The following is a 19,689-nucleotide window of genomic DNA, read 5'->3' as shown; positions in this document are numbered from 1 at the left end:
ATGCGCCTTTAACGTGGTAAAATGGCTTAGGAAACATTTCGTCCTCTGGAAATTAACATTATTCGGAATTTTAATATACGAAATAATATTGTTACTATCCTAGAATGGATATGGGGCGGAAATAAATTATCCAAATATATTTAAAAAAGAGTTGTGGAGGTAATTTTCCATGAAGAAGCCTTCAGAGGGTAGCGGACCTTTAGAACAAAGTTTTTATGGTCCTAACCTTGGCTATGTAATCGAGCTTTATGAGATGTATTTAGAAAATCCAGAATCAGTTGACCAAGAAATGAGAGAGTATTTTGAGGTTAATGGTTCACCATTGCAACAAACAGGGGTAGCTCCTGTAAGTTTAGGAGCAGAAAGCACTGGCGTAAGTCCAGCACAAATTGAAAAAACTTTATCAGCTATTCGTCTTGCCGATTTTATTCGTTCAAACGGACATAAAGCTGCTGATATTTATCCCCTAGTTAATAGGGAAGAAAAGAATGTTGCTATTTTTGATTTAAGTAATTATGGATTAACAGAAGCAGATTTACGTGCAATACCAGCTCATCTTATATGTACAGATGCGAATATTCCGTTAAGAGATGGATTAGAAGCATTTGAATACTTAAAAAATGCTTATATGGATACGTTAGCATTTGAGTTCACTCATGTTGACAATTTAGAAGAAAAGGATTGGCTTCGTCGCAAGGTTGAAACAAATAGCCTTAAACTTAACTTGCAAAAACCTGAAAAAGCGAAAGTGTACAAAAGATTAACGGAAGTAGAAGAGTTTGAAAAATTCTTACACCGTACTTTCGTCGGTCAAAAACGCTTCTCTATTGAAGGTTTAGATACGATGGTACCAATGTTAGATGAAATTGTATCAGGTTCAGTGGCGAATGGCACAAAAACAATAAATATTGGAATGGCACACCGCGGACGTTTAAATGTGCTTGCTCATGTACTTGGTAAGCCTTATGAGATGATATTCGCGGAATTTCAGCATGCGCCAAACAAAGATCTTGTCCCATCTGAAGGTTCTATTGGTATCAGCTATGGATGGACAGGCGATGTAAAATACCATCTGGGATTAGACAAACAAATCAAGGCTGAAAATACAACAGTTGCAAACTTAACACTTGCGAACAACCCAAGCCATTTAGAGTTCGTTGGTCCTGTAGTTGAAGGATATACAAGAGCGGCTCAAGATAAACGTACTACTGGTGGTTTCCCAGAAGTTAATTACGACGAAGCACTTTCCATCATTATTCACGGAGACGCTGCTTTTCCAGGGCAAGGTGTTGTCGCTGAAACATTAAATCTAGGTCAATTAAATGGCTATAATACTGGTGGTTCCATCCATATTATTGCTAATAACACGATTGGCTTTACAACAGAATCTTATGATTCTAGATCGACTAGATATGCAAGTGATTTAGCCAAAGGCTATGAGGTTCCAATCGTGCATGTAAATGCAGATGATCCCGAAGCAGTCATCAATGCCGCTAAATTAGCTATTGAATATAGAGATAAATTCCATAAAGATTTCTTAATTGACTTAATTGGGTATCGCCGCTTTGGTCACAATGAAATGGACGAGCCGATGACCACAAACCCAGCGATGTATAATATTATCCATAAAAGACCAACGATTAAAGAGCTTTATGGTGAGAAATTAAAAAAAGATCAATACTTATCAGAAGAAGAGGTTACTGCTATTCATTCGGAAGTAGCTGAAAAACTTCAGCAAGCTTACGATAAAGTGCCGGATAAACAAGAAGATGCAACTGAATTAAATCCACCTGAGACAGTGGAAAATGGTATACCAAGCATTCAGACTGCTGTGCCATTAGAGTCTTTACAGCAATTGAATGAAGAACTTCTAAAATGGCCGGAAGAATATAAAGTCTTTAGAAAGCTAAGTAAAATATTACAACGTCGTAAAAATGGACTAGAAGAGGTTGGGAAAATTGATTGGGGTCACGCTGAAACATTAGCATTCGCTTCAATTATTTCAGATGGTACGCCGGTAAGACTTACAGGTCAAGATTCAGAGCGTGGAACATTTGCCCATAGAAATATCATGTTACATGATGAAGTGACAGGTAAATCGTTCTCACCTTTACATCAAATCTCAACAGCTAAAGCTTCATTTGCTGTTCATAATAGCCCGTTGTCAGAAATGGCTGTTCTAGGCTTTGAATATGGTTATAATGTGTCAGCTCCAGAAACTTTAGTTCTTTGGGAAGCACAGTTTGGTGACTTTGCGAACTCTGCACAAGTTATGTTTGATCAATTCATTTCTGCTGGTCGCGCGAAATGGGGACAAAAATCTGGTCTAGTAATGCTTCTTCCACATGGATATGAAGGACAAGGTCCAGAGCATTCAAGTGCAAGATTAGAAAGATTCCTGCAGCTGGCAGCTGAAAACAACTGGACAGTAGCTAACCTTTCTTCAGCAGCACAGTACTTCCATATTTTAAGAAGACAAGCAGCGATTTTGAATCAGGAAGAAGTAAGACCATTGGTCATAATGTCACCTAAGAGTCTTTTACGTAACCCTACAGTTGCTGCAACTGCTAAAGATTTATCAGAAGGACAGTTTAACTCGATTCTCGAGCAATCTGGCCTTGGTGAGAAAAAAGAGCAAGTGAAAAGAATTGTTTTCACATCAGGAAAAATGGCTATTGATTTAGAAGATAAATTAAAAGATATTGAAGATAAAGAGTGGTTCCATATTGTACGTGTAGAAGAGATTTATCCGTTCCCATTTGCTGACATTACGGAAGTAGTAAAACGTTATCCAAATCTTGAAGAAATGATCTGGGTGCAAGAGGAACCGAAGAATATGGGCGCATGGAATTTTGTTGAACCAAGGTTAAAACATATTGCCCCTGACGGAGTAGAGGTAAATTATATCGGTAGACGCCGCCGCTCAAGCACAGCAGAAGGCGATCCAGTCGTGCATAAAAAAGAGCAGCAGAGAATTATTGAAGAATCTTTAACACGTAAGTAATAAGGAGGAAATTATTGTGGCAGATATTAAAGTTCCTGAATTAGCAGAATCAATTACAGAAGGTACGGTCGCTCAGTGGCTAAAACAACCTGGTGATACAGTCAATAAAGGTGATTATGTTGTTGAGCTTGAAACAGACAAAGTAAATGTAGAAATCATTTCTGAATATAGTGGTGTACTTGCAGAATTAAAAGCAGAAGAAGGAGACACTGTGAATGTAGGGGATACCATCGCAGTTGTAAGTGAAGGTGGAGAAGCTCCTGCTCCTAAAGCAGAAGAGAAAAAAGAGGAAGCACCTCAAGAGGTTAAAGAAGAAGCGAAACCAGCTGATTCCAAACCAGCGGAAGATAATAAACAACGCACAATTGCTTCACCGGCAGCTAGAAAAATGGCGCGTGAAAAAGGAATCGATTTAAGTGAAGTTCCAACAACAGATCCTATGGGAAGAGTACGTTCACAAGATGTTGCGAACTACGATCCAAATCAAGCGACACAAGCAGCGCAGCCACAAGCTGCATCTAAGCCAGCTCCTAAGCCAGCAGCAACTGATGGCAATAGTGAAAAACCAGTAGAACGCATCCGTATGAGCCGTCGTCGTCAAACAATTGCGAAAAGACTTGTAGAAGTTCAACAAACATCTGCTATGTTAACAACATTCAATGAAATTGATATGACAAATGTAATGAACTTACGTAAAAAACGTAAAGATAAATTCCAAGAAGAAAATGATGTTAAACTTGGGTTTATGTCTTTCTTCACAAAAGCGGTTGTCGCAGCACTTAAACGTAGCCCGTTATTAAACGCTGAAATTGACGGCGACCAACTAGTTCTTAAAAAATTCTATGACATTGGTATCGCTGTTTCAACAGATGAAGGTTTAGTAGTTCCAGTTGTTAGAGATGCTGACCGTAAAAACTTTGCAGAAATTGAAAAGGATATTATGGGCCTTGGTAAAAAAGCAAGAGATAATAAACTAGCTATTTCTGACTTACAAGGTGGAACATTTACTATTACTAATGGTGGTGTGTTTGGTTCATTATTATCAACACCAATCCTTAATGGACCACAAGTAGGTATCCTAGGGATGCATTCTATCCAAACTCGTCCAGTAGCTATTGATGCTGAAAGAATGGAAAACCGCCCAATGATGTATGTTGCACTTTCTTATGACCACCGTATTGTTGATGGTAAAGAAGCAGTAACATTCCTTAAACGTGTGAAAGAATTAATTGAAGACCCTGAGTCTTTATTATTTGAAGCTTAATTTAAAATAAAAAATAAACTAATACTCAAAAGGGTTTAAAGCGAGGAAGTGAAGCGATTTATTGTTCACTTCCTCGCTTTTTGTTGTAAGTCACCCTTGGTTGAAGCCTTCATCTGAATCTCGAGGGGTATTGTAAAAGGGGAATATCCCTCTATAAGAGAAGAAATCAAAGCTTTGATCCTGTCACAAAAGGAAGAATCACAGCCCTTTAGCAGTAAAACAAGATTGGTGATGGTAACAAATAATATTCACATTTTCCTATATCATTCTTCAACATGCTACTCACACCTTTTATTGTTGCATTAAAAAAAAATCATGTATTCTTCACTATTAATCATAAATTCAAGCACTATAGGAAATAGTAAGGGATATACACTTGATAAAAAGATTTTTAGATATGTAAAAATGTTGCGTGAAGGAAACTTTATTGATAAAATGCATATTATGATAGAAAAGCAGGAGTGATTACTATGAGAGGAAGGAAAAATAGGATATTGAAATATTCCGTACTGTTCAAAAAGCTAGGTGTTATTTCTGATATGGACTATAAACAGATACTACAAAATAATGAAATTCAAACCACTAAGGAAATAAAGCAAAGATAATTAAAATGAGATGGATATCTTCCGCGTCACCGAAAGGATAAAAATAAAAAGGCGAGCAAATATTTGCTCGCCTTATGCTTTACTCTTTAAATGGTTTTAATCCCCGTTTTTGAATTTCATCTTTAAGTATCCGAATCCATTCCTTTTCAGAACCTGACTTTAATGCATCACGATACGAGACGACCAACTGTTCATTACTCATTATCTTCATTTGATACATACCTCCTAGGTAAAGGATTGAATATTCTTTTATTTATTGTAAACGTTATCCCCTGTTTTGAAAAGGAGAAATGTATAAAAATTTTAATTGTTAAGGAAATGTAAAATGTTTATAAAGGACACACAATTCATTTAAGAAGTAAAAGTTGAGTGAAAAAAACATTCATAGATAAGTAGAAAAGTTATGGTAAACTAATCTTAGCTAAGGTAAAGTTGGATGAATTTTCTTTTGATGAAAGGGGTATCCTTCAATGCAACTTGATCATATCGTTCATTTTATTAAACGAAATCCGCAAGAGATTATCGATTACTTATCTGTTAGGAATATAAAAGCGGTTCAGGGTGGTAGGCATGAAAAATGGGGAACATATAATAGTTTATTGTACTTAAACTCATCTTATATAGAATTTTTAGCAATAGAAAATAAAGCGAAGGCTATGCAATCAGATAACCCTTTAGTACAACAAGCTGTACAGGATTTAGCTACTTTTGAGGGGTTAGGTCAAGTATGTTTTCGCACAGAAAATATTGAAGCGTTAAAGCAAGAATTAAATGAAAAGGGATATAAAACCTATCCGATCTTTCCTGGTGAACGGATGAGGGCAGATGGGCAAATGATTAAATGGAAGATGCTATTTTTGCAAGCAAAACGAGAAGTGCCTTTTCCTTTTTTTATTCAATGGGAACAAGATGACCATACGAGATATGAAGAATTCAAATCATTAGGTATGATAGATCAACAACTTATCCATACAAAAATAAAGGGCATTAAGTATAATGTAGAGTCACCTGAAGAAACAGCTGCAGAATGGCGTGAGTTGTTTCAAGGAAAACAACACGGTACAAACGTTATGATTGCAGACGTATCCTTTGAGTTTGCAGCATATAACAAAAAATACGCTAATAAGAACCGTCCCGTTCATATCACATTACAACCTTTTTTGAACAACGAGGAAACAATACAACTCTTTGGCTCTTCTTATCATTCGTTATAGAAAGAGGGGTGTCATATGCACATATATGAAACGAAACGAATGTCATTCTTTGTATTTAAAAAAGAGTATATTAAGCAAATGAATGAAATTTGGGGCAATCAGGAAGTGATGGCCAGAAGTGGAGGAGCAGTTGCTTCCGTCAAGATTCCTAAAATCGTCAAATGGTATGAAGACTGTCATAAAGAATACGGCCTATCGGTATATAGTTTAAAAGATAAGAAAAACAATGAAGTTATTGGAGCGGCTGGATTTAATATTGATGCATCAGTAAAACGAATTGAATTAATTGCCCATTTCAGGAAATCGTATTGGCATAAAGGCTATGCGACAGAAGCTATCACAGGTTGTATCAAATTAGCTAAAAGGCATAAAAAAGTAAAATATATTCAAGCCTCATGTGATCCAAAAAACGAAGCATCCATAAGAATTATGGAAAAATTAGGGTTTACGTTATTAGGAAAAGAGTGGTTTGAAGACACTCGCCAAGAAGAACTTGTATATGAGTTGAAATTATTTTAATAACGATAAACTGGAGGAAAATGATATGGAAACTACTACGTTTAATAAAGTAAAAGAATACGAGGCAGTCATCCTCAGTTCTTGGACATATCCATCTCCTTACGATTTTTTATAATCACGCTCAAACAGAAGACAGTAAACAAGAGTGGCTAACGGGAAACTACTTTTGTATATATAAACAGGAAGAAATGATTGGTTTTTTTTGTTACGGTGAATCAGCAAGAGTACCGGTGAATAGCAGTCATCTATATATAGATGATTGCATTGATATTGGCATAGGGATGAGACCGGATTTAACAGGAAAGGGATTGGGAAGCAGTTTTTTAACCACGATCCTTATGGAAATAGAAGGGCTCTTCCCAAGCACCCCAATAAGGTTAACAGTGGCTTCCTTTAATCAACGAGCCATCCATCTCTATGAAAAACTCGGTTTTAGAATTCAACACCATTTTCAAAGAAAAAGTACAAACTTTTATATAATGGTAAGAAAAAAATAAAGGAAATTATACGAGAAGGTTCGAATATATAAATATTCGAGCTTTTTTATTTTTATTAGAATAAATCTACATTTGTTTTTAACTGTTGGACATAAAGCACCATCGGAATATGAAAATTTAGAAACTTGGGTTGGTTCATTTTGAAATTGACTTTAAAATGATAAGGACTAAAATAATACATTCAAAATTCGCATAAAAAAAATGAAAGCGTTTCAATTTTAATTTTCTGAGGAGGAAAAAAATTGTCTGAATTATTAAATATAACGATTGGCGATTTATTAGAAAAAAGAGCAGAAGAAAATCCTAATCATGAAGCATTAGTCTATGCAGATAGAGGTTTGAGGTACACATATCATAGCTTTAATGAGTATTGTCGTACAGTTGCTAAAGGTTTCATGAAGCTCGGCTTAGAAAAAGGAGAACATGTAGCGATTTGGGCTTCTAATACACCTGAATGGGTAAGTGCTCAGTTTGCAACAGGTAAAATCGGATCTGTGTTAGTAACTGTCAATACGAATTATCAAGCCGCTGAACTTGAATACTTATTACAACAATCTGATGCTACCACTATTATTTTAATGGAAAAATACCGCGACCAATCATATATTGATATTCTCTATAAAATCGCACCAGAATTAAAAACATCGCAGCCGGGCCAGTTAAAATGTAGCAAGCTTCCCTTTTTAAAAAACGTCATCGTGTTAGGAGAGAAGCGCTTTGCTGGCACCTACAGTTGGGAAGATGTTGTAGCTCTTGGTGAAGGATGTAGTGATGAGAGTTTAAATGAGCGTTTGCTTTCACTTCAGCCGGATGATGTGATTAACATGCAGTATACCTCAGGAACAACTGGATTTCCGAAAGGCGTTATGCTCACACATAGTAATGTCGTGAATAACGCATTAAATATTGCCGCTTGTATGAAGCTCACAAAAGATGATCGACTATGTATTCCTGTACCATTCTTCCATTGCTTTGGTTGTGTCATAGGCGCCTTGGCTTGTGTGTCAGTTGGAGCAACGATGGTACCTGTACAGGAATTTCAACCTGATACCGTTTTACAAACGGTTGAACAAGAGAAATGTACGGCCCTTCATGGAGTGCCAACAATGTTTATAGCTGAAATCAATAGCAAAAATTTCACAAAATATAATTTACAATCATTGCGAACAGGTGTGATGGCTGGTTCCAATTGTCCGATTGAAGTAATGAAGGCTGTTATTGAAAAAATGGGTATTGAAGAGATTACAATTTGTTATGGCCAAACGGAATCTTCACCAGTTATTACACAAACACGCACTGATGATCCTATTAATTTACGCGTGGAATCAGTTGGTCGAGCATTGCCAGAAGTTGAAGTGAAAATTGTTGAACCTGGGACAGCACATGAAGTGCCAATTGGTACTCAAGGGGAACTATGCACAAAAGGATATCATGTTATGAAAGGTTATTATAACAATCCCGAAGCGACAGAACAAGCTATCGACAAAGAGGGATGGTTGCACACTGGGGATTTAGCTATTATGGATGAGAATGGTTATTGTAAAATAACAGGTCGCCTGAAAGATATGATTATAAGAGGGGGAGAAAACGTATACCCTAGAGAAATTGAAGAATTTCTCTATAGTCATCCAGATATTTTAGATGTTCAAGTTGTAGGTGTTCCTGATGAGATATACGGTGAAGAGGTAATGGCATGGATTATTTTAAGAGACTATGCCAACATTACGGCTGAAGAAGTTAAAGAATATTGTAAAGGCAGAATATCCAAGCATAAAATACCTAAACATATTACTTTTACGAAAGAATATCCAATGACTGCTTCTGGTAAAATACAAAAATTCAAATTAAAGGAACAAGCGATTCAATCCATTACTGCACAGAAATGATGAGTGAAAAGAAGAAATCAAATATAAAAAGTGGAGAGAAAAGAACAAGAGACAAGGCAAATCGTTTGCCTTGTCTCTTATTCACCCAAATGCTTAGCTTTATTGGATATTGGTGATATTTAGTTAAGGTAAAAATATGGTAAAAAATTGTTAATATGGAGGGAATCACTTTCGAATTGTTGAATATTGTAGGAGGAGGAAGAATAAGTATATTACTATAGTGACAATAAAGGAGCGCATTTATGGGTATGGCAACGATTCACCTCTTTGTGTATGGCACATTACGAAAAAATGAGATCCATCATGATTATTTAACTGAAGCTCGTTTAGTGGCCGAACAAGCTTGGATAAATGGAGTCATGTTTGATACGGGTGATGGTTATCCGAGAGTCGAATTATCAGATAAACTAGCTGAAAAAGTATATGGAGAATTATACGTTTTAAGTGCCGAACATTTAGAGGCAATTGATGTTTTAGAAGGGTATGTAAAAGATGACAAGCATTCATTATCTGTAAGAAAAAAAGTACACGTATATACGGATCAGGGAGTGCGACAAGGTTTTATTTATGTTTCCCCCGCTGAAGGTCTACAGCAAGATGCAATTAAAGTTTCAGACTGGAAGGTATACAATCTGCAAATGAATTCCCCAAAGACATTTTACTATTTTGCATATGGGTCTTGTATGGATACTGAAAGATTTATGAAAGCTGGAGTTGGCCATTTTTTTAAAAATGTCGTCGGTATAGGTGTATTAAAAGGCTATCAAATGGGCTATTATTTCTATGCACCTGATGGGAATCGAGCGGACATCATTGAAGGTTCTGGTGAAACAGAAGGTATTGTTTATCAATTACCGATAGAAGCAATAGATTATTTATTCCAAAGAGAAGGAGTCACTGTTGGTCACTATCGACCGACTTTTGTTAATTTGACAATTGAAGGGGAAATATATAAAGATGTGTTAACCTTCCATGTTTATGATAAAAATCCCCAGTCTTCACCACCATCCTTTTATGCGAGGGAGATTTTGCGTGCAGCTGAAGGGAGACTCAGTTATAAATATGTTCAGCATTTAAAAGAAGAGATAAATAAGCTTGGAGTCGTGAATTAAACAAAGAAGTTTACTATAAGCTACTTTGGTGGTATATAACAATGTCACCAAAGATGAAAGAAGGTCGTCTAAATGAAACAATTGACGAAAACATGCTTCTTTGAGATTGTTTATGATAAGCAACATTATCAATACTTGGAAATGATTAGAGTCGATTATATTTGTGATATACTATATATAACATTTAAAGATTTTTTCACAAGTGAAATGTATACTTTTGAAAAGGAAAAAATTTCTTTTTTACAAAAAGTATTTCTATAAAAACACATTTCAAATAAGTATTTACCATCCTAAATAGAAAAAAATCACTATACAGCTTGCAGAACACATTTAATTTTTTTACACTGTATAAGAGAACACATAAGGAGTGGCAAAAATGATTCATCAAACATGGCATGAAAGTGACACGTTAAAAAAGGTAAAATGTGTACATACGAATGCAGCAAAATATATTGTTAATCGTGCTTTAACTGAAGGAAAAATCTATGATGTGAAAAATGAAACAGAAGAGTTTTTCTTCATTGTTGACAACTCTGGTAAAGTTAGTGGTTTTTATAAAGACTATTTTAAAGAAGTTTAAGGCAAAAAGCTGTCAGATTGACTGACAGCTTTTTCGTGTGCAAAAAAATAACTAAGTTCTTAATATATGTAAAATGTACCTTTGAGAATTCTTGCAGGTGGTGAAAGAACTGGGACCATAGAGGAAAGCATTGAACCGAATTTTTATCATTACTTGAATGGATGGGAATAGGTTTTTTTATGATTAATACTTACAAAATCTGTTATGTATAATTAGGACTGATAGGGATATTCCCTACCAGACCATAAATTGACCATTATTCATGATTAGGAAACATTCGTTTCACTGTTTCACTAAATTCATCGAAGAAGCCTTCAATTGGTTTTCCATTGCGAACATCTTTTGCATATGTGTCCACACGGTTGTAGAAATCAGGGTTTACTGATACATAGACATCATCAATGTTCTGGTCAGTTGATTTTACTTGATCAGCGATTTTCTTTTCTAGATCTTGTGTTAATTCATTACCATTCGCTAAGGTTGCTGCCACATAGGCATTGTCGCCAGTAAGTAAAACCCTTGCTCTTTTAACTTCGTCCATTTGTGTAATATTATCTGCTGTTTTATCGGCAAACCTCATTGAATGTTGTGTTCCATCATAATCGACATTACGAGTATGAATATTGTTGTCAATACTTGGTCTATCATTGTTACCATTTCTTTCATATCCAACTTTTGCGGGGTCATGCATATCTGGTGCTCTATAAGCAGTGTCGTTCGTATCTTGTCCATTATTCATTCCACAAGCTGTTAATAGTAGAGAACTTGAAAGAGCAACAGCAATGATTGTACCTTTCATCTTTTAACATCCTTTCTTTTTTTCTTTCACTGTTAGCTTGGCTCATTTAATCGATAGTATGCATAAACAATTTTTTTTGAAGCAAGGAGGTAAAGGATGAAGTATCTATATATTGGAATTGGCGGGATGATAGGTGCAAGCATGAGGTTTGCTATCACAATTGTCATCGGACAGTTTTGGCAGAGTGCATTTCCTTTAGATATTTTAATAATTAATGTGTTTGGTGCCTTTATTCTCGGTTATTTATCGTCCATCACATTACCGATTGATCCTAATCTTAAACAAGCAATCACTGTAGGGGTAATTGGATCATTTACCACATTATCGACTGTTAGTGTGGATACGGTTTTATTAGTTGAAAATGGATTTATCATTCAAGCTTTTGTATATATCGTATTTAATATCGCACTAGGTTTAGTGATGGCCTATCTTGGTATTGTTTTTGGTAAACGTAAAGAGGTGAGGGGAACAAATGAGTGAAATACTTTATGTGATGATAGGTGGATTTTTTGGTGCAATAGCCCGTTTCTCCTTATCAACGTTGATAAATAGCAAAACCAACTCACTCTTTCCCTATGGAACGGTTATCGTTAATTTACTTGGTTGTTTCTTAATGGGTGTGGTTGTTCACTTTCTACATTGGGAAAATGTATCAGCTTTACTTGTAGTTGGTTTTTTGGGGGCATTTACAACTTTTTCATCTGTTCAGTTGGAGATGGTGGAATTAATTGTGAAGAAACAAAAGATGGCATTTATATATTTTTTTGTTACTTATATAGGCGGTATAGCCCTTTTCATGTTAGGCTTAATAATGTTGCCATAAATCGGTTGTTCATTTATGGACAAGTATTGAATACATATTTAATAGGATCGAAACAAAAGGGGAATGAAAATGGTTGTAAAAGTAGTGAATAAGGTGAATTATCGTGTCAATTTTTTCTAATCAAAAATTAATTCAAATAGTAAAATATGTTATGCCATGTATTATTTTGCTCATTGTAATAATGGAAGCAAATAAATTTTTTAAAGATTTCAACTGGGCTTTACTTGAGCATTATTTGGATGAGCTTTCATTTTGGCGGATTTTTTTCATTATTATTCTAGGATTAATTTGTTTGTCTCCAATGTTTTTTTATGATGTTATTTTAAATCGATTACTGCAGGTTAAAATTCCGATGCAAAAACTGTTAGGGTATTCGTTATCTGCAAATGCTTACTCAAACTTAATTGGGTTTGGCGGGGTAGCCGGCGCAACATTAAGAACGGTTTATTACCGCCCCTACTTAGACAATAATATCCCATATATTAAGGTAATCGCTAAACTGTCATTATTTTATCTTTGTGGTTTATCCATCTTGTCTTGGATTGTATTATTCAATGGATCTGAACTTTTCTCAGAGTTAAGATTAGCTCATCTTGCTATTTGGATTGTTGCGCTTTATACCCCTCTACTACTTTTTGTCTATTTTATTAAAAGAAAACTGCAAAGTTTGCCTATCAAGAGGGAGTTTATAACGGAACTATTAATGATCTCTGTGTTTGAATGGATATTTGTCGTTATTTGTATTTGGGGTATTTTAAATATAGTCGGTGTCAATTTTTCTTTATTTTCTGTTTTCCCAATTGTCATTGTAGCTGCTTGTGCTGGCATAATAAGTATGTTACCGGGGGGAATTGGTTCGTTTGATTTAGTTATTCTAATCGGTTTTGAATCTCACGGAATACCTGCAGAATTAACATTTATGGTTTTAATGTTTTATCGCCTTAGCTATTACTTTATTCCTGCGGTAGTTGGTACACCGGTTGTTTTGACTACTATTTGTGGACATTTAAAAACAAAAAATTTTTTCAGCTAAGGATGAAATAATAAAAAATCGACTATTTAGATTTAAACTGCATGCATACTGGAATGTGGGCAAATATATAAAGTTGGTTAGACTAGAGATAAGAGGGCTTAAAAAGGGCGGTGTTAATCAATCATATTAAATGTGATTGTGGAGATAGAAAAAAATCAAAGAGAAAGTAGTAAGCTTAGGAGTGAGAAATGGACTAAGACCAGTGTCGATTTAAATCCAATGTATATATAGAGGGAATGTAAGATTATAATATTGAAAAGTAAAATGCGCACACAATTTAGATGTATGCGCATTCGTTCACTTTTTAAAAAGATAATATCATTAAGAGGCTCTTTTATCGACTACCTTAGTTGATAATTGATTCGTAAAAAGTAATCGAGCACTAATGAGTCGTTTTCTAACTAGCAATCCAATCCATGCTGCCATCAACGCTTTAATAAAACCACCGATAATAAATGGAGCGAACCCTGACAGAAATGCTGCGGTCCAACTTAAGTCAGCCATCCACTTTAACCACGCCGTTCCAATAATTAACGTAATAAACATACCTATGATATTTGCTGTAAGCGCATGTGCAAATGTGAATTTTGTTTTCTCAAGGTATTTAGCCATAATCCATACTACTGGTATATAGCTAATTAAATAGCCACCAGTCGGTCCGACAATAACTGAGAAACCTGCAGAAAACTCTGCAAAAACGGGCACGCCAGCACATCCTAGGGCTAAATATAAGAGTACGGAAAAAGTGCCATATTTCGACCCTAAAATGACGGCTGCTAATCCAATGGCTAATGTTTGTCCAGTAATTGGGACAAGTGGCAAAGGGATAATTAATTGTGCCATAATCCCAATAATAGCTGCGAATAATGCTGTCGTAAGGAGCGATCTTAATCGTAATTGTTCTTTCGTCAATTCTTCCACCTCATTTATAATGTTAACCTTATGTATAATATAGTTTACATTATAATTTGGAGGGTTTTTTATGTCAACTATGTTTTATTTTTGGTTTACTTATTTTTCGTGCTTTTATATATTCTTTTAATTGTTTCTAAATGCATCCCTTCATGAAAGGTAGAAAAAAGGATACATTCGCCAACTGTTTGAAAAGTAATCCCCATTTTATTGGTGAATGGGGTTGGCAAGGTTTTAGTAAATTTGTTTTTGGTAACGGAAATGACTCTCTCTGTCTGTTCTTGTAATACACCTTTGATTTCTAAAATAGATGGCGGATTCCCTTGCCAAAGATGTGGTGCAGTACCTGCAGCAAAAAATGTTTCATACTCACTTCCAATCCCCATTCGCTCTCCTGTTAGTTCAAATACAAGTCTCTCCTGTATATAAGCGATATGACCGAAATTCCAGTGAATATTATTATTAAATCCTTTTGGTACAGTCGAAATGAATGCTGGATTTATTTTATCAAGTGATTGGATTGTTAATAAACGTACTGTTTGTATATGATTCGAGACATTTTCAATCATGGTTTCTTTCCTTTCCAAAAAAAGTATTATTCCTCCTCTCATATATTCTTTAGGAAAAAAGAAAACTCCTGCAATCAAATAAATCATTAGAGTTGAAGTTTCTTTAAAGTAGGGTAAAATATAATTAACAATTATCAAGTTGTTAATTAATTCATGGTGGTGGGGCAATTACCTTATGACTAAAAAATATCGAACACCAGATGGCTATACAGCAGATATTGCTGTTTTTACCATCGTAACAGAAGAATCTAAACCATTTACTCCACCCGATATGAGCTTAAACCTTTTGTTAATTGAAAGAGCTAAGTGGAATACAGAAGGGGAGTTAAACACAGAGGGAGGGAAATGGGCGCTGCCAGGCGGCTTTGTTGGCGTTCATGAAAACGCCTTACAAGCAGCTGTTAGGGAATTAAAAGAGGAAACTGGGATTGATTGTGTGCATATGAAGCATTTTGGTATATACGATGAACCCGGTCGTGATAATAGAGGTTGGATCATATCCAATGCGCATTATGCAATTATCTCTGAGGAAGACTTAAGGGAAATGAATGCAAATGATGACGCATCTGCCGTTAAATTAGTGAATATTCATGATGTCCTGCAATTAGAACTTGCATTTGATCACCGACAGATTATTTGTGATGCATTGAGCGTAATAAAAAGAGAGCTGTTACAAACAACAGCTGCAAAAAATTTATTACAAGATGAATTTACATATTCAGAATTACAAGCCGTATTATCAACAGTTACAAAAGATCCCGCTATACTAAATGAGCAAGCATTTGCTAGAAAAATTAAATCCCTTCCTTTTATAGAAAAGGTTGAGGGTAAAACCACGCAAAGAACGTCAAAAAAAGCAACGCAATTATATAGGTTTAATGAAGTCGAAGTAGTGAAACCTATATATACAGGTCGATACCAAGAAAGATAACGGGGGAGATACTAGTGGCAAGGGCTTTGATTAATATCGATTATACCAATGATTTTGTTAACGGAGCATTACCTTGTGGGGAACCGGCAATTGCTATTGAAGATGAAATTGTACGAATAACAGCTGATTTTATCAAAAATGGTGATTTAACGATCTTGGCTATCGATAGACACGAAAAAAATGATCATTTTCATCCTGAAACAAGGCTATACCCGCCTCATAATATAAACGGCACAGTAGGTAGAGAGCTATATGGTAATTTAAAACAAGTTTATGAGGAAAATAAGGGTTTAGAGCATGTAAAGTGGTTAGATAAAACAAGGTACAGTGCATTCTGCGGGACGAATTTAGAACTTTTACTAAGAGAACGAAACATTAACGAATTGCATTTAGTTGGCGTTTGTACAGATATATGTGTGTTACACACTGCTGTAGATGCCTATAACAAAGGGTTTTCAATTGTTGTCTATGAAAGAGCTACAGCAAGTTTTAACGAAATAGGTCATAAATGGGCACTCGAACATTTTAGTGGTTCTCTGAATGCAATAGTTAAATAACGAAAAAGGGGTATAAAATAGTATGAACAAGCCATATCCAGATGACAGCATGGCATTACACACAGACTTATATCAAATTAATATGGCACAAACCTATTGGCAAGATGGTATCCATGATAGAAAAGCGGTTTTTGATATTTATTTTAGGAAACTACCTTTTGGGAATGGCTATGGCGTGTTCGCTGGTCTTGAGCGCATCATTGATTACCTGCAAGGGTTCGAATTTTCTAAAAGTGATATTGCTTATTTGCGAGATGAATTACACTATCCAGAAGCGTTTCTTGATTATTTAGCGGATTTGCGTTTTACAGGTAATATTCGTTCAATGATTGAAGGAGAGCTTGTTTTTGCCAACGAACCAATTGTACGAATTGAAGCACCGCTTGCTCAAGCGCAATTAATAGAAACAGCATTATTAAATATCATCAACTTCCAAACATTAATTGCTACGAAAGCTGCACGGATTATGGAAGTGTTAGATGATGGTGTGGCAATGGAGTTCGGTTCCCGAAGAGCCCAAGAAATGGATGCCGGTGTTTGGGGAGCAAGAGCAGCTGTAATTGGCGGGTTTGGGGCTACGTCAAATACGCGTGCTGGTAAAATGTTTAATATCCCAGTAGCTGGGACACATGCTCACTCACTTGTACAAGCATATAAAAATGAATATATCGCTTTTCATAAATATGCACAAACACATAAAGATTGTACCTTCCTTGTTGATACATACGATACGCTTCGTTCTGGTGTACCAACGGCTATTAAGGTAGCAAAAGAGTTAGGTGATCGTATTAATTTTGTCGGTATTCGAATTGATAGCGGGGACTTAGCTTATTTATCTAAAGAAGCTAGAAAAATGTTAGATGAAGCTGGATTTACTAACACAAAAATTGTTGCTTCTAACGATTTAGATGAATATACAATTATGAATCTTAAAGCACAAGGTGCCAAAATTGATTCTTGGGGTATTGGGACAAAGTTGATTACAGGTTATGACCAACCTGCACTGGGTGCTGTGTATAAAATGGTGTCTATAGAAAATGAAGCTGGGGAAATGGAAGATACAATTAAAATTAGTGGGAATCCAGAAAAAGTAACAACCCCAGGTTTGAAACGTGTTTATCGAATTATAAATAGGGAAAATCACAAATCAGAGGGTGATTATATCGCGCTTGAGAGTGAAAATCCTAAAGAAGAAGAACGTTTAAAAATGTTCCACCCTGTCCACACCTATATTAGTAAGTTTGTCACCAATTTCGAAGCGAAAGACTTACATCAGGACATTTTTAGTGATGGAAAATTAGTTTATGAAAAGCCTAGTCTTCAAGAGATACAAGGATATGTGAAAGAAAACCTATCTCTATTATGGCATGAGTATAGAAGGTCATTAAATCCGGAAGAATATCCTGTAGATTTAAGTCCAAATTGCTGGAATAACAAAATAGAACTGATTGATTCAATAAAGAAAAAAATTAAAGATAGCCTAAATGCTAAAGCTTGATGAAAGGATGAGGAATGATGTCCATACAAGAAAAGATTCGCGCTGCTTTAAATGTCAAATCATTGATTGATCCGAAAGAAGAGATCATTGAACGAATCAATTTTTTAAAAAATTATGTCAAGCAGGCTCGTGCAAAAGGATTTGTATTGGGTATAAGTGGTGGTCAAGATTCTTCACTAGCCGGACGATTAGCACAGATAGCAGTAGAAGAATTACGGGCGGAAGGATATGAAGCCAAGTTCGTGGCGATTCGATTACCATACGGAGAACAGCATGATGAAGATGACGCACGAAAAGCATTGCGATTTATTCAACCGGATGAAACATATGTTTATAATGTGAAATCACCAGTCGATGAGATTCAAAAAGTATATAATGAAGTGGCCGATATTGCTGAGCTAAAAGATTTCCATAAAGGGAATGTGAAAGCAAGAACACGTATGATTGCCCAATATATTTTCGGTGGAGAAATGGGTCTTTTAGTAATTGGTACGGACCACGCTGCAGAAGCAGTTACAGGATTTTATACAAAGTACGGTGATGGAGGAGCAGACTTATTGCCACTAGCAGGCTTATCTAAGCGACAAGGTAAAGCTCTATTAAAAGAACTAGGTGCAGAAGAGAGCATCTATATGAAAGTGCCGACAGCAGATTTACTTGATCAAACACCAGGACAAGCTGATGAGACAGAACTAGGAATTACTTATGATGAGCTTGATGACTATTTAGAAGGAAAAGAAGTCAGTGCGGAAGCTGCAAAGAAAATTGAGCAAAGGTATATCATAACGGAACATAAAAGACAAATGCCAGCATCTATGCATGACGATTGGTGGAAATAATCTTGTAGGCAGACTGCTAGTTGGCAGTCTGTTTTTTTAACAGGTAAGTGTAATTAACCAACATGATTAGGGGGATAACCAATCTACTGAATTTAAAAGCTAATAAACAACTAAATAAGTAGACAGTGTTAACATATCACGAAGATAAAACGAAGGTAAAAGTCGGGCCAAAACGGTTTGCGTTACTTCAAATAGAAAACCTGAATGAATACCGAGTATAAGTCGTTTTCACCGAATCATTGTGCATTTTCGCTAAATTATTGAGCAAATGCTACATAATCTCCCCTTATTTTTGTTCAATAACAGAAAGGAAAAAAAAGAATGGATCTAAAAAAGATCCATCCCGCTTCTATCGATTTACATGTCTACCTTTATTTTTTCTTGGCCATACTTTTTCTTCTATTTTTTCGTATACTTCTAAAAGTGTCGTGAACAATTGCATTCTACCTATAAGGTTATACATGATAATCGCACAAATGATGGCAATGAGTGCCCCTGTTATCACATCAAATGGATAATGAACACCAACCCATATTCGTGAAATCCCTACTAATACAGCAAGAATGGGCCACAATACATTTTTCTTATTAAATAACCAAAAGACGATACAGAATGAAAAGAATAATATCGTATGATCACTTGGAAAAGAATTATTTGCCGTTTTATCTATAAGCTGATTGACATTATCCAATTCGACAAAAGGTTGGTAGTTAAAGTGAAGTTTGCTAACAACGAACTTACCAATAATTTCAGCTAAAATAAATGTGAATCCTGCCGTCATCACCATATAGCGATGTTTTGTTTTACGTGTAAACCAATACATCAAAGTTATTAAGGCTAATAATATTACGGTATATTCGGCAATAAAAACAATTATTGGGTTCAAATCTGGATATTCAAAGCCTAGGTCATTTATTCCTCTAAATAAACTAATATTGATTTCGTTCATCTCTCAATACCTTTCTATTCTATCAGTTTCTAGTGTCATTACTCCATTATAATCATTTTTCCTATTGCTGTCATCTGATTCTAACAAGTAACTAACAT

At 35.5% G+C, this 19,689-nt stretch carries 21 protein-coding genes; 16 read left to right on the top strand and 5 right to left on the bottom strand.

The annotated features are described in order from the left end of the window. Nucleotides 1-169: 169 nt before the first annotated feature. Complete coding sequence (locus MKX78_RS13135) at nt 170-3,004, top strand: 2-oxoglutarate dehydrogenase E1 component (protein WP_095373128.1); 2,835 nt, start codon at nt 170-172, stop codon at nt 3,002-3,004. A gap of 16 nt (nt 3,005-3,020) precedes the next feature. Continuing rightward, nucleotides 3,021-4,268, top strand: a complete 1,248-nt coding sequence (odhB, locus tag MKX78_RS13130) for a 2-oxoglutarate dehydrogenase complex dihydrolipoyllysine-residue succinyltransferase (RefSeq protein WP_341051264.1) — start codon at nt 3,021-3,023, stop codon at nt 4,266-4,268. Nucleotides 4,269-4,952: 684 nt separating this feature from the next. Here the strand turns inward: odhB and sda are convergent. Beyond that, nucleotides 4,953-5,084 carry a sporulation histidine kinase inhibitor Sda gene (sda, locus tag MKX78_RS13125; protein ID WP_095373130.1) on the bottom strand — a complete coding sequence of 44 codons (132 nt, stop codon included), beginning with the start codon at nt 5,082-5,084 and terminating at the stop codon, nt 4,953-4,955. Nucleotides 5,085-5,343: 259 nt separating this feature from the next. Between sda and MKX78_RS13120 the strand changes: the two genes are divergently transcribed. The 7 genes from MKX78_RS13120 to MKX78_RS13090 all read left to right on the top strand — a co-directional run bounded on the left by MKX78_RS13120 (nt 5,344) and on the right by MKX78_RS13090 (nt 10,681). Then, on the top strand, nt 5,344-6,087 hold the full coding sequence (locus MKX78_RS13120; RefSeq protein ID WP_341051262.1) for a VOC family protein: 744 nt from the start codon (nt 5,344-5,346) through the stop codon (nt 6,085-6,087). Between the two features lie 15 nt (nt 6,088-6,102). Next, nucleotides 6,103-6,606: a GNAT family N-acetyltransferase gene (locus MKX78_RS13115; protein ID WP_095373132.1), complete on the top strand. Its 504-nt coding sequence runs from the start codon at nt 6,103-6,105 to the stop codon at nt 6,604-6,606. An 89-nt stretch (nt 6,607-6,695) separates the two neighbouring features. After that, nucleotides 6,696-7,103, top strand: coding sequence for a GNAT family N-acetyltransferase (locus MKX78_RS13110; RefSeq protein WP_341052753.1), 408 nt, complete (start codon nt 6,696-6,698; stop codon nt 7,101-7,103). Nucleotides 7,104-7,345: 242 nt separating this feature from the next. Continuing rightward, on the top strand, nt 7,346-8,989 hold the full coding sequence (locus tag MKX78_RS13105) for an AMP-binding protein (RefSeq protein ID WP_341051260.1): 1,644 nt from the start codon (nt 7,346-7,348) through the stop codon (nt 8,987-8,989). A gap of 242 nt (nt 8,990-9,231) precedes the next feature. After that, nucleotides 9,232-10,101 (top strand): gamma-glutamylcyclotransferase, encoded by an 870-nt coding sequence (locus tag MKX78_RS13100; RefSeq protein WP_307313644.1) that lies wholly within the window; start codon nt 9,232-9,234, stop codon nt 10,099-10,101. 72 nt (nt 10,102-10,173) lie between these two features. Beyond that, nucleotides 10,174-10,362, top strand: a complete 189-nt coding sequence (locus MKX78_RS13095; protein ID WP_095373135.1) for a hypothetical protein — start codon at nt 10,174-10,176, stop codon at nt 10,360-10,362. A gap of 115 nt (nt 10,363-10,477) precedes the next feature. Continuing rightward, nucleotides 10,478-10,681 carry a DUF6501 family protein gene (locus tag MKX78_RS13090; RefSeq protein WP_095373136.1) on the top strand — a complete coding sequence of 68 codons (204 nt, stop codon included), beginning with the start codon at nt 10,478-10,480 and terminating at the stop codon, nt 10,679-10,681. A gap of 256 nt (nt 10,682-10,937) precedes the next feature. Here MKX78_RS13090 and MKX78_RS13085 read toward each other — a convergent pair whose 3' ends face one another. Beyond that, a complete protein-coding gene (locus MKX78_RS13085; RefSeq protein ID WP_095373137.1) occupies nt 10,938-11,480 on the bottom strand; it encodes a YhcN/YlaJ family sporulation lipoprotein in 543 nt (180 codons plus the stop codon). A gap of 96 nt (nt 11,481-11,576) precedes the next feature. Here MKX78_RS13085 and crcB point away from each other — a divergent pair, with 96 nt between their 5' ends. The 3 genes from crcB to MKX78_RS13070 all read left to right on the top strand — a co-directional run bounded on the left by crcB (nt 11,577) and on the right by MKX78_RS13070 (nt 13,336). Then, a complete protein-coding gene (crcB, locus tag MKX78_RS13080; protein WP_341051258.1) occupies nt 11,577-11,960 on the top strand; it encodes a fluoride efflux transporter CrcB in 384 nt (127 codons plus the stop codon). Continuing rightward, nucleotides 11,953-12,303 carry a fluoride efflux transporter FluC gene (locus MKX78_RS13075; RefSeq protein WP_307313648.1) on the top strand — a complete coding sequence of 117 codons (351 nt, stop codon included), beginning with the start codon at nt 11,953-11,955 and terminating at the stop codon, nt 12,301-12,303. Before crcB ends, MKX78_RS13075 begins: the two co-directional genes overlap by 8 nt. A gap of 103 nt (nt 12,304-12,406) precedes the next feature. After that, nucleotides 12,407-13,336: a lysylphosphatidylglycerol synthase domain-containing protein gene (locus MKX78_RS13070; RefSeq protein WP_307313650.1), complete on the top strand. Its 930-nt coding sequence runs from the start codon at nt 12,407-12,409 to the stop codon at nt 13,334-13,336. Nucleotides 13,337-13,657: 321 nt separating this feature from the next. On the opposite strand, the gene MKX78_RS13065 is transcribed toward MKX78_RS13070, so the two are convergent. Beyond that, nucleotides 13,658-14,248, bottom strand: coding sequence for a biotin transporter BioY (locus tag MKX78_RS13065; protein WP_095373139.1), 591 nt, complete (start codon nt 14,246-14,248; stop codon nt 13,658-13,660). Nucleotides 14,249-14,343: 95 nt separating this feature from the next. Further along, nucleotides 14,344-14,835: a DinB family protein gene (locus MKX78_RS13060; RefSeq protein ID WP_307313652.1), complete on the bottom strand. Its 492-nt coding sequence runs from the start codon at nt 14,833-14,835 to the stop codon at nt 14,344-14,346. Between the two features lie 157 nt (nt 14,836-14,992). On the opposite strand from MKX78_RS13060, the gene MKX78_RS13055 reads away from it, so the two are divergent. From MKX78_RS13055 to nadE, 4 genes are read left to right on the top strand one after another with little or no spacing between them, the layout of a single operon-like run. After that, on the top strand, nt 14,993-15,748 hold the full coding sequence (locus MKX78_RS13055) for an NUDIX hydrolase (protein ID WP_095373140.1): 756 nt from the start codon (nt 14,993-14,995) through the stop codon (nt 15,746-15,748). Between the two features lie 14 nt (nt 15,749-15,762). Continuing rightward, nucleotides 15,763-16,305 (top strand): cysteine hydrolase family protein, encoded by a 543-nt coding sequence (locus tag MKX78_RS13050; protein ID WP_307313655.1) that lies wholly within the window; start codon nt 15,763-15,765, stop codon nt 16,303-16,305. Nucleotides 16,306-16,327: 22 nt separating this feature from the next. Further along, nucleotides 16,328-17,803, top strand: coding sequence for a nicotinate phosphoribosyltransferase (locus tag MKX78_RS13045; protein ID WP_095373142.1), 1,476 nt, complete (start codon nt 16,328-16,330; stop codon nt 17,801-17,803). 17 nt (nt 17,804-17,820) lie between these two features. After that, complete coding sequence (gene nadE, locus MKX78_RS13040) at nt 17,821-18,642, top strand: ammonia-dependent NAD(+) synthetase (RefSeq protein ID WP_307313659.1); 822 nt, start codon at nt 17,821-17,823, stop codon at nt 18,640-18,642. 349 nt (nt 18,643-18,991) lie between these two features. Here the strand turns inward: nadE and MKX78_RS13035 are convergent, their stop codons facing one another. After that, nucleotides 18,992-19,591 carry an undecaprenyl-diphosphatase gene (locus MKX78_RS13035; protein ID WP_307313662.1) on the bottom strand — a complete coding sequence of 200 codons (600 nt, stop codon included), beginning with the start codon at nt 19,589-19,591 and terminating at the stop codon, nt 18,992-18,994. Nucleotides 19,592-19,689 lie beyond the last annotated feature (98 nt).

This window comes from Cytobacillus sp. FSL R5-0569 (genome assembly GCF_038007265.1).
Classification (GTDB): domain Bacteria; phylum Bacillota; class Bacilli; order Bacillales; family Cytobacillaceae; genus Cytobacillus; species Cytobacillus kochii.
Note: the sequence above shows the minus strand (reverse complement) of the source record. Positions and strands in the feature narration are given on the sequence as shown.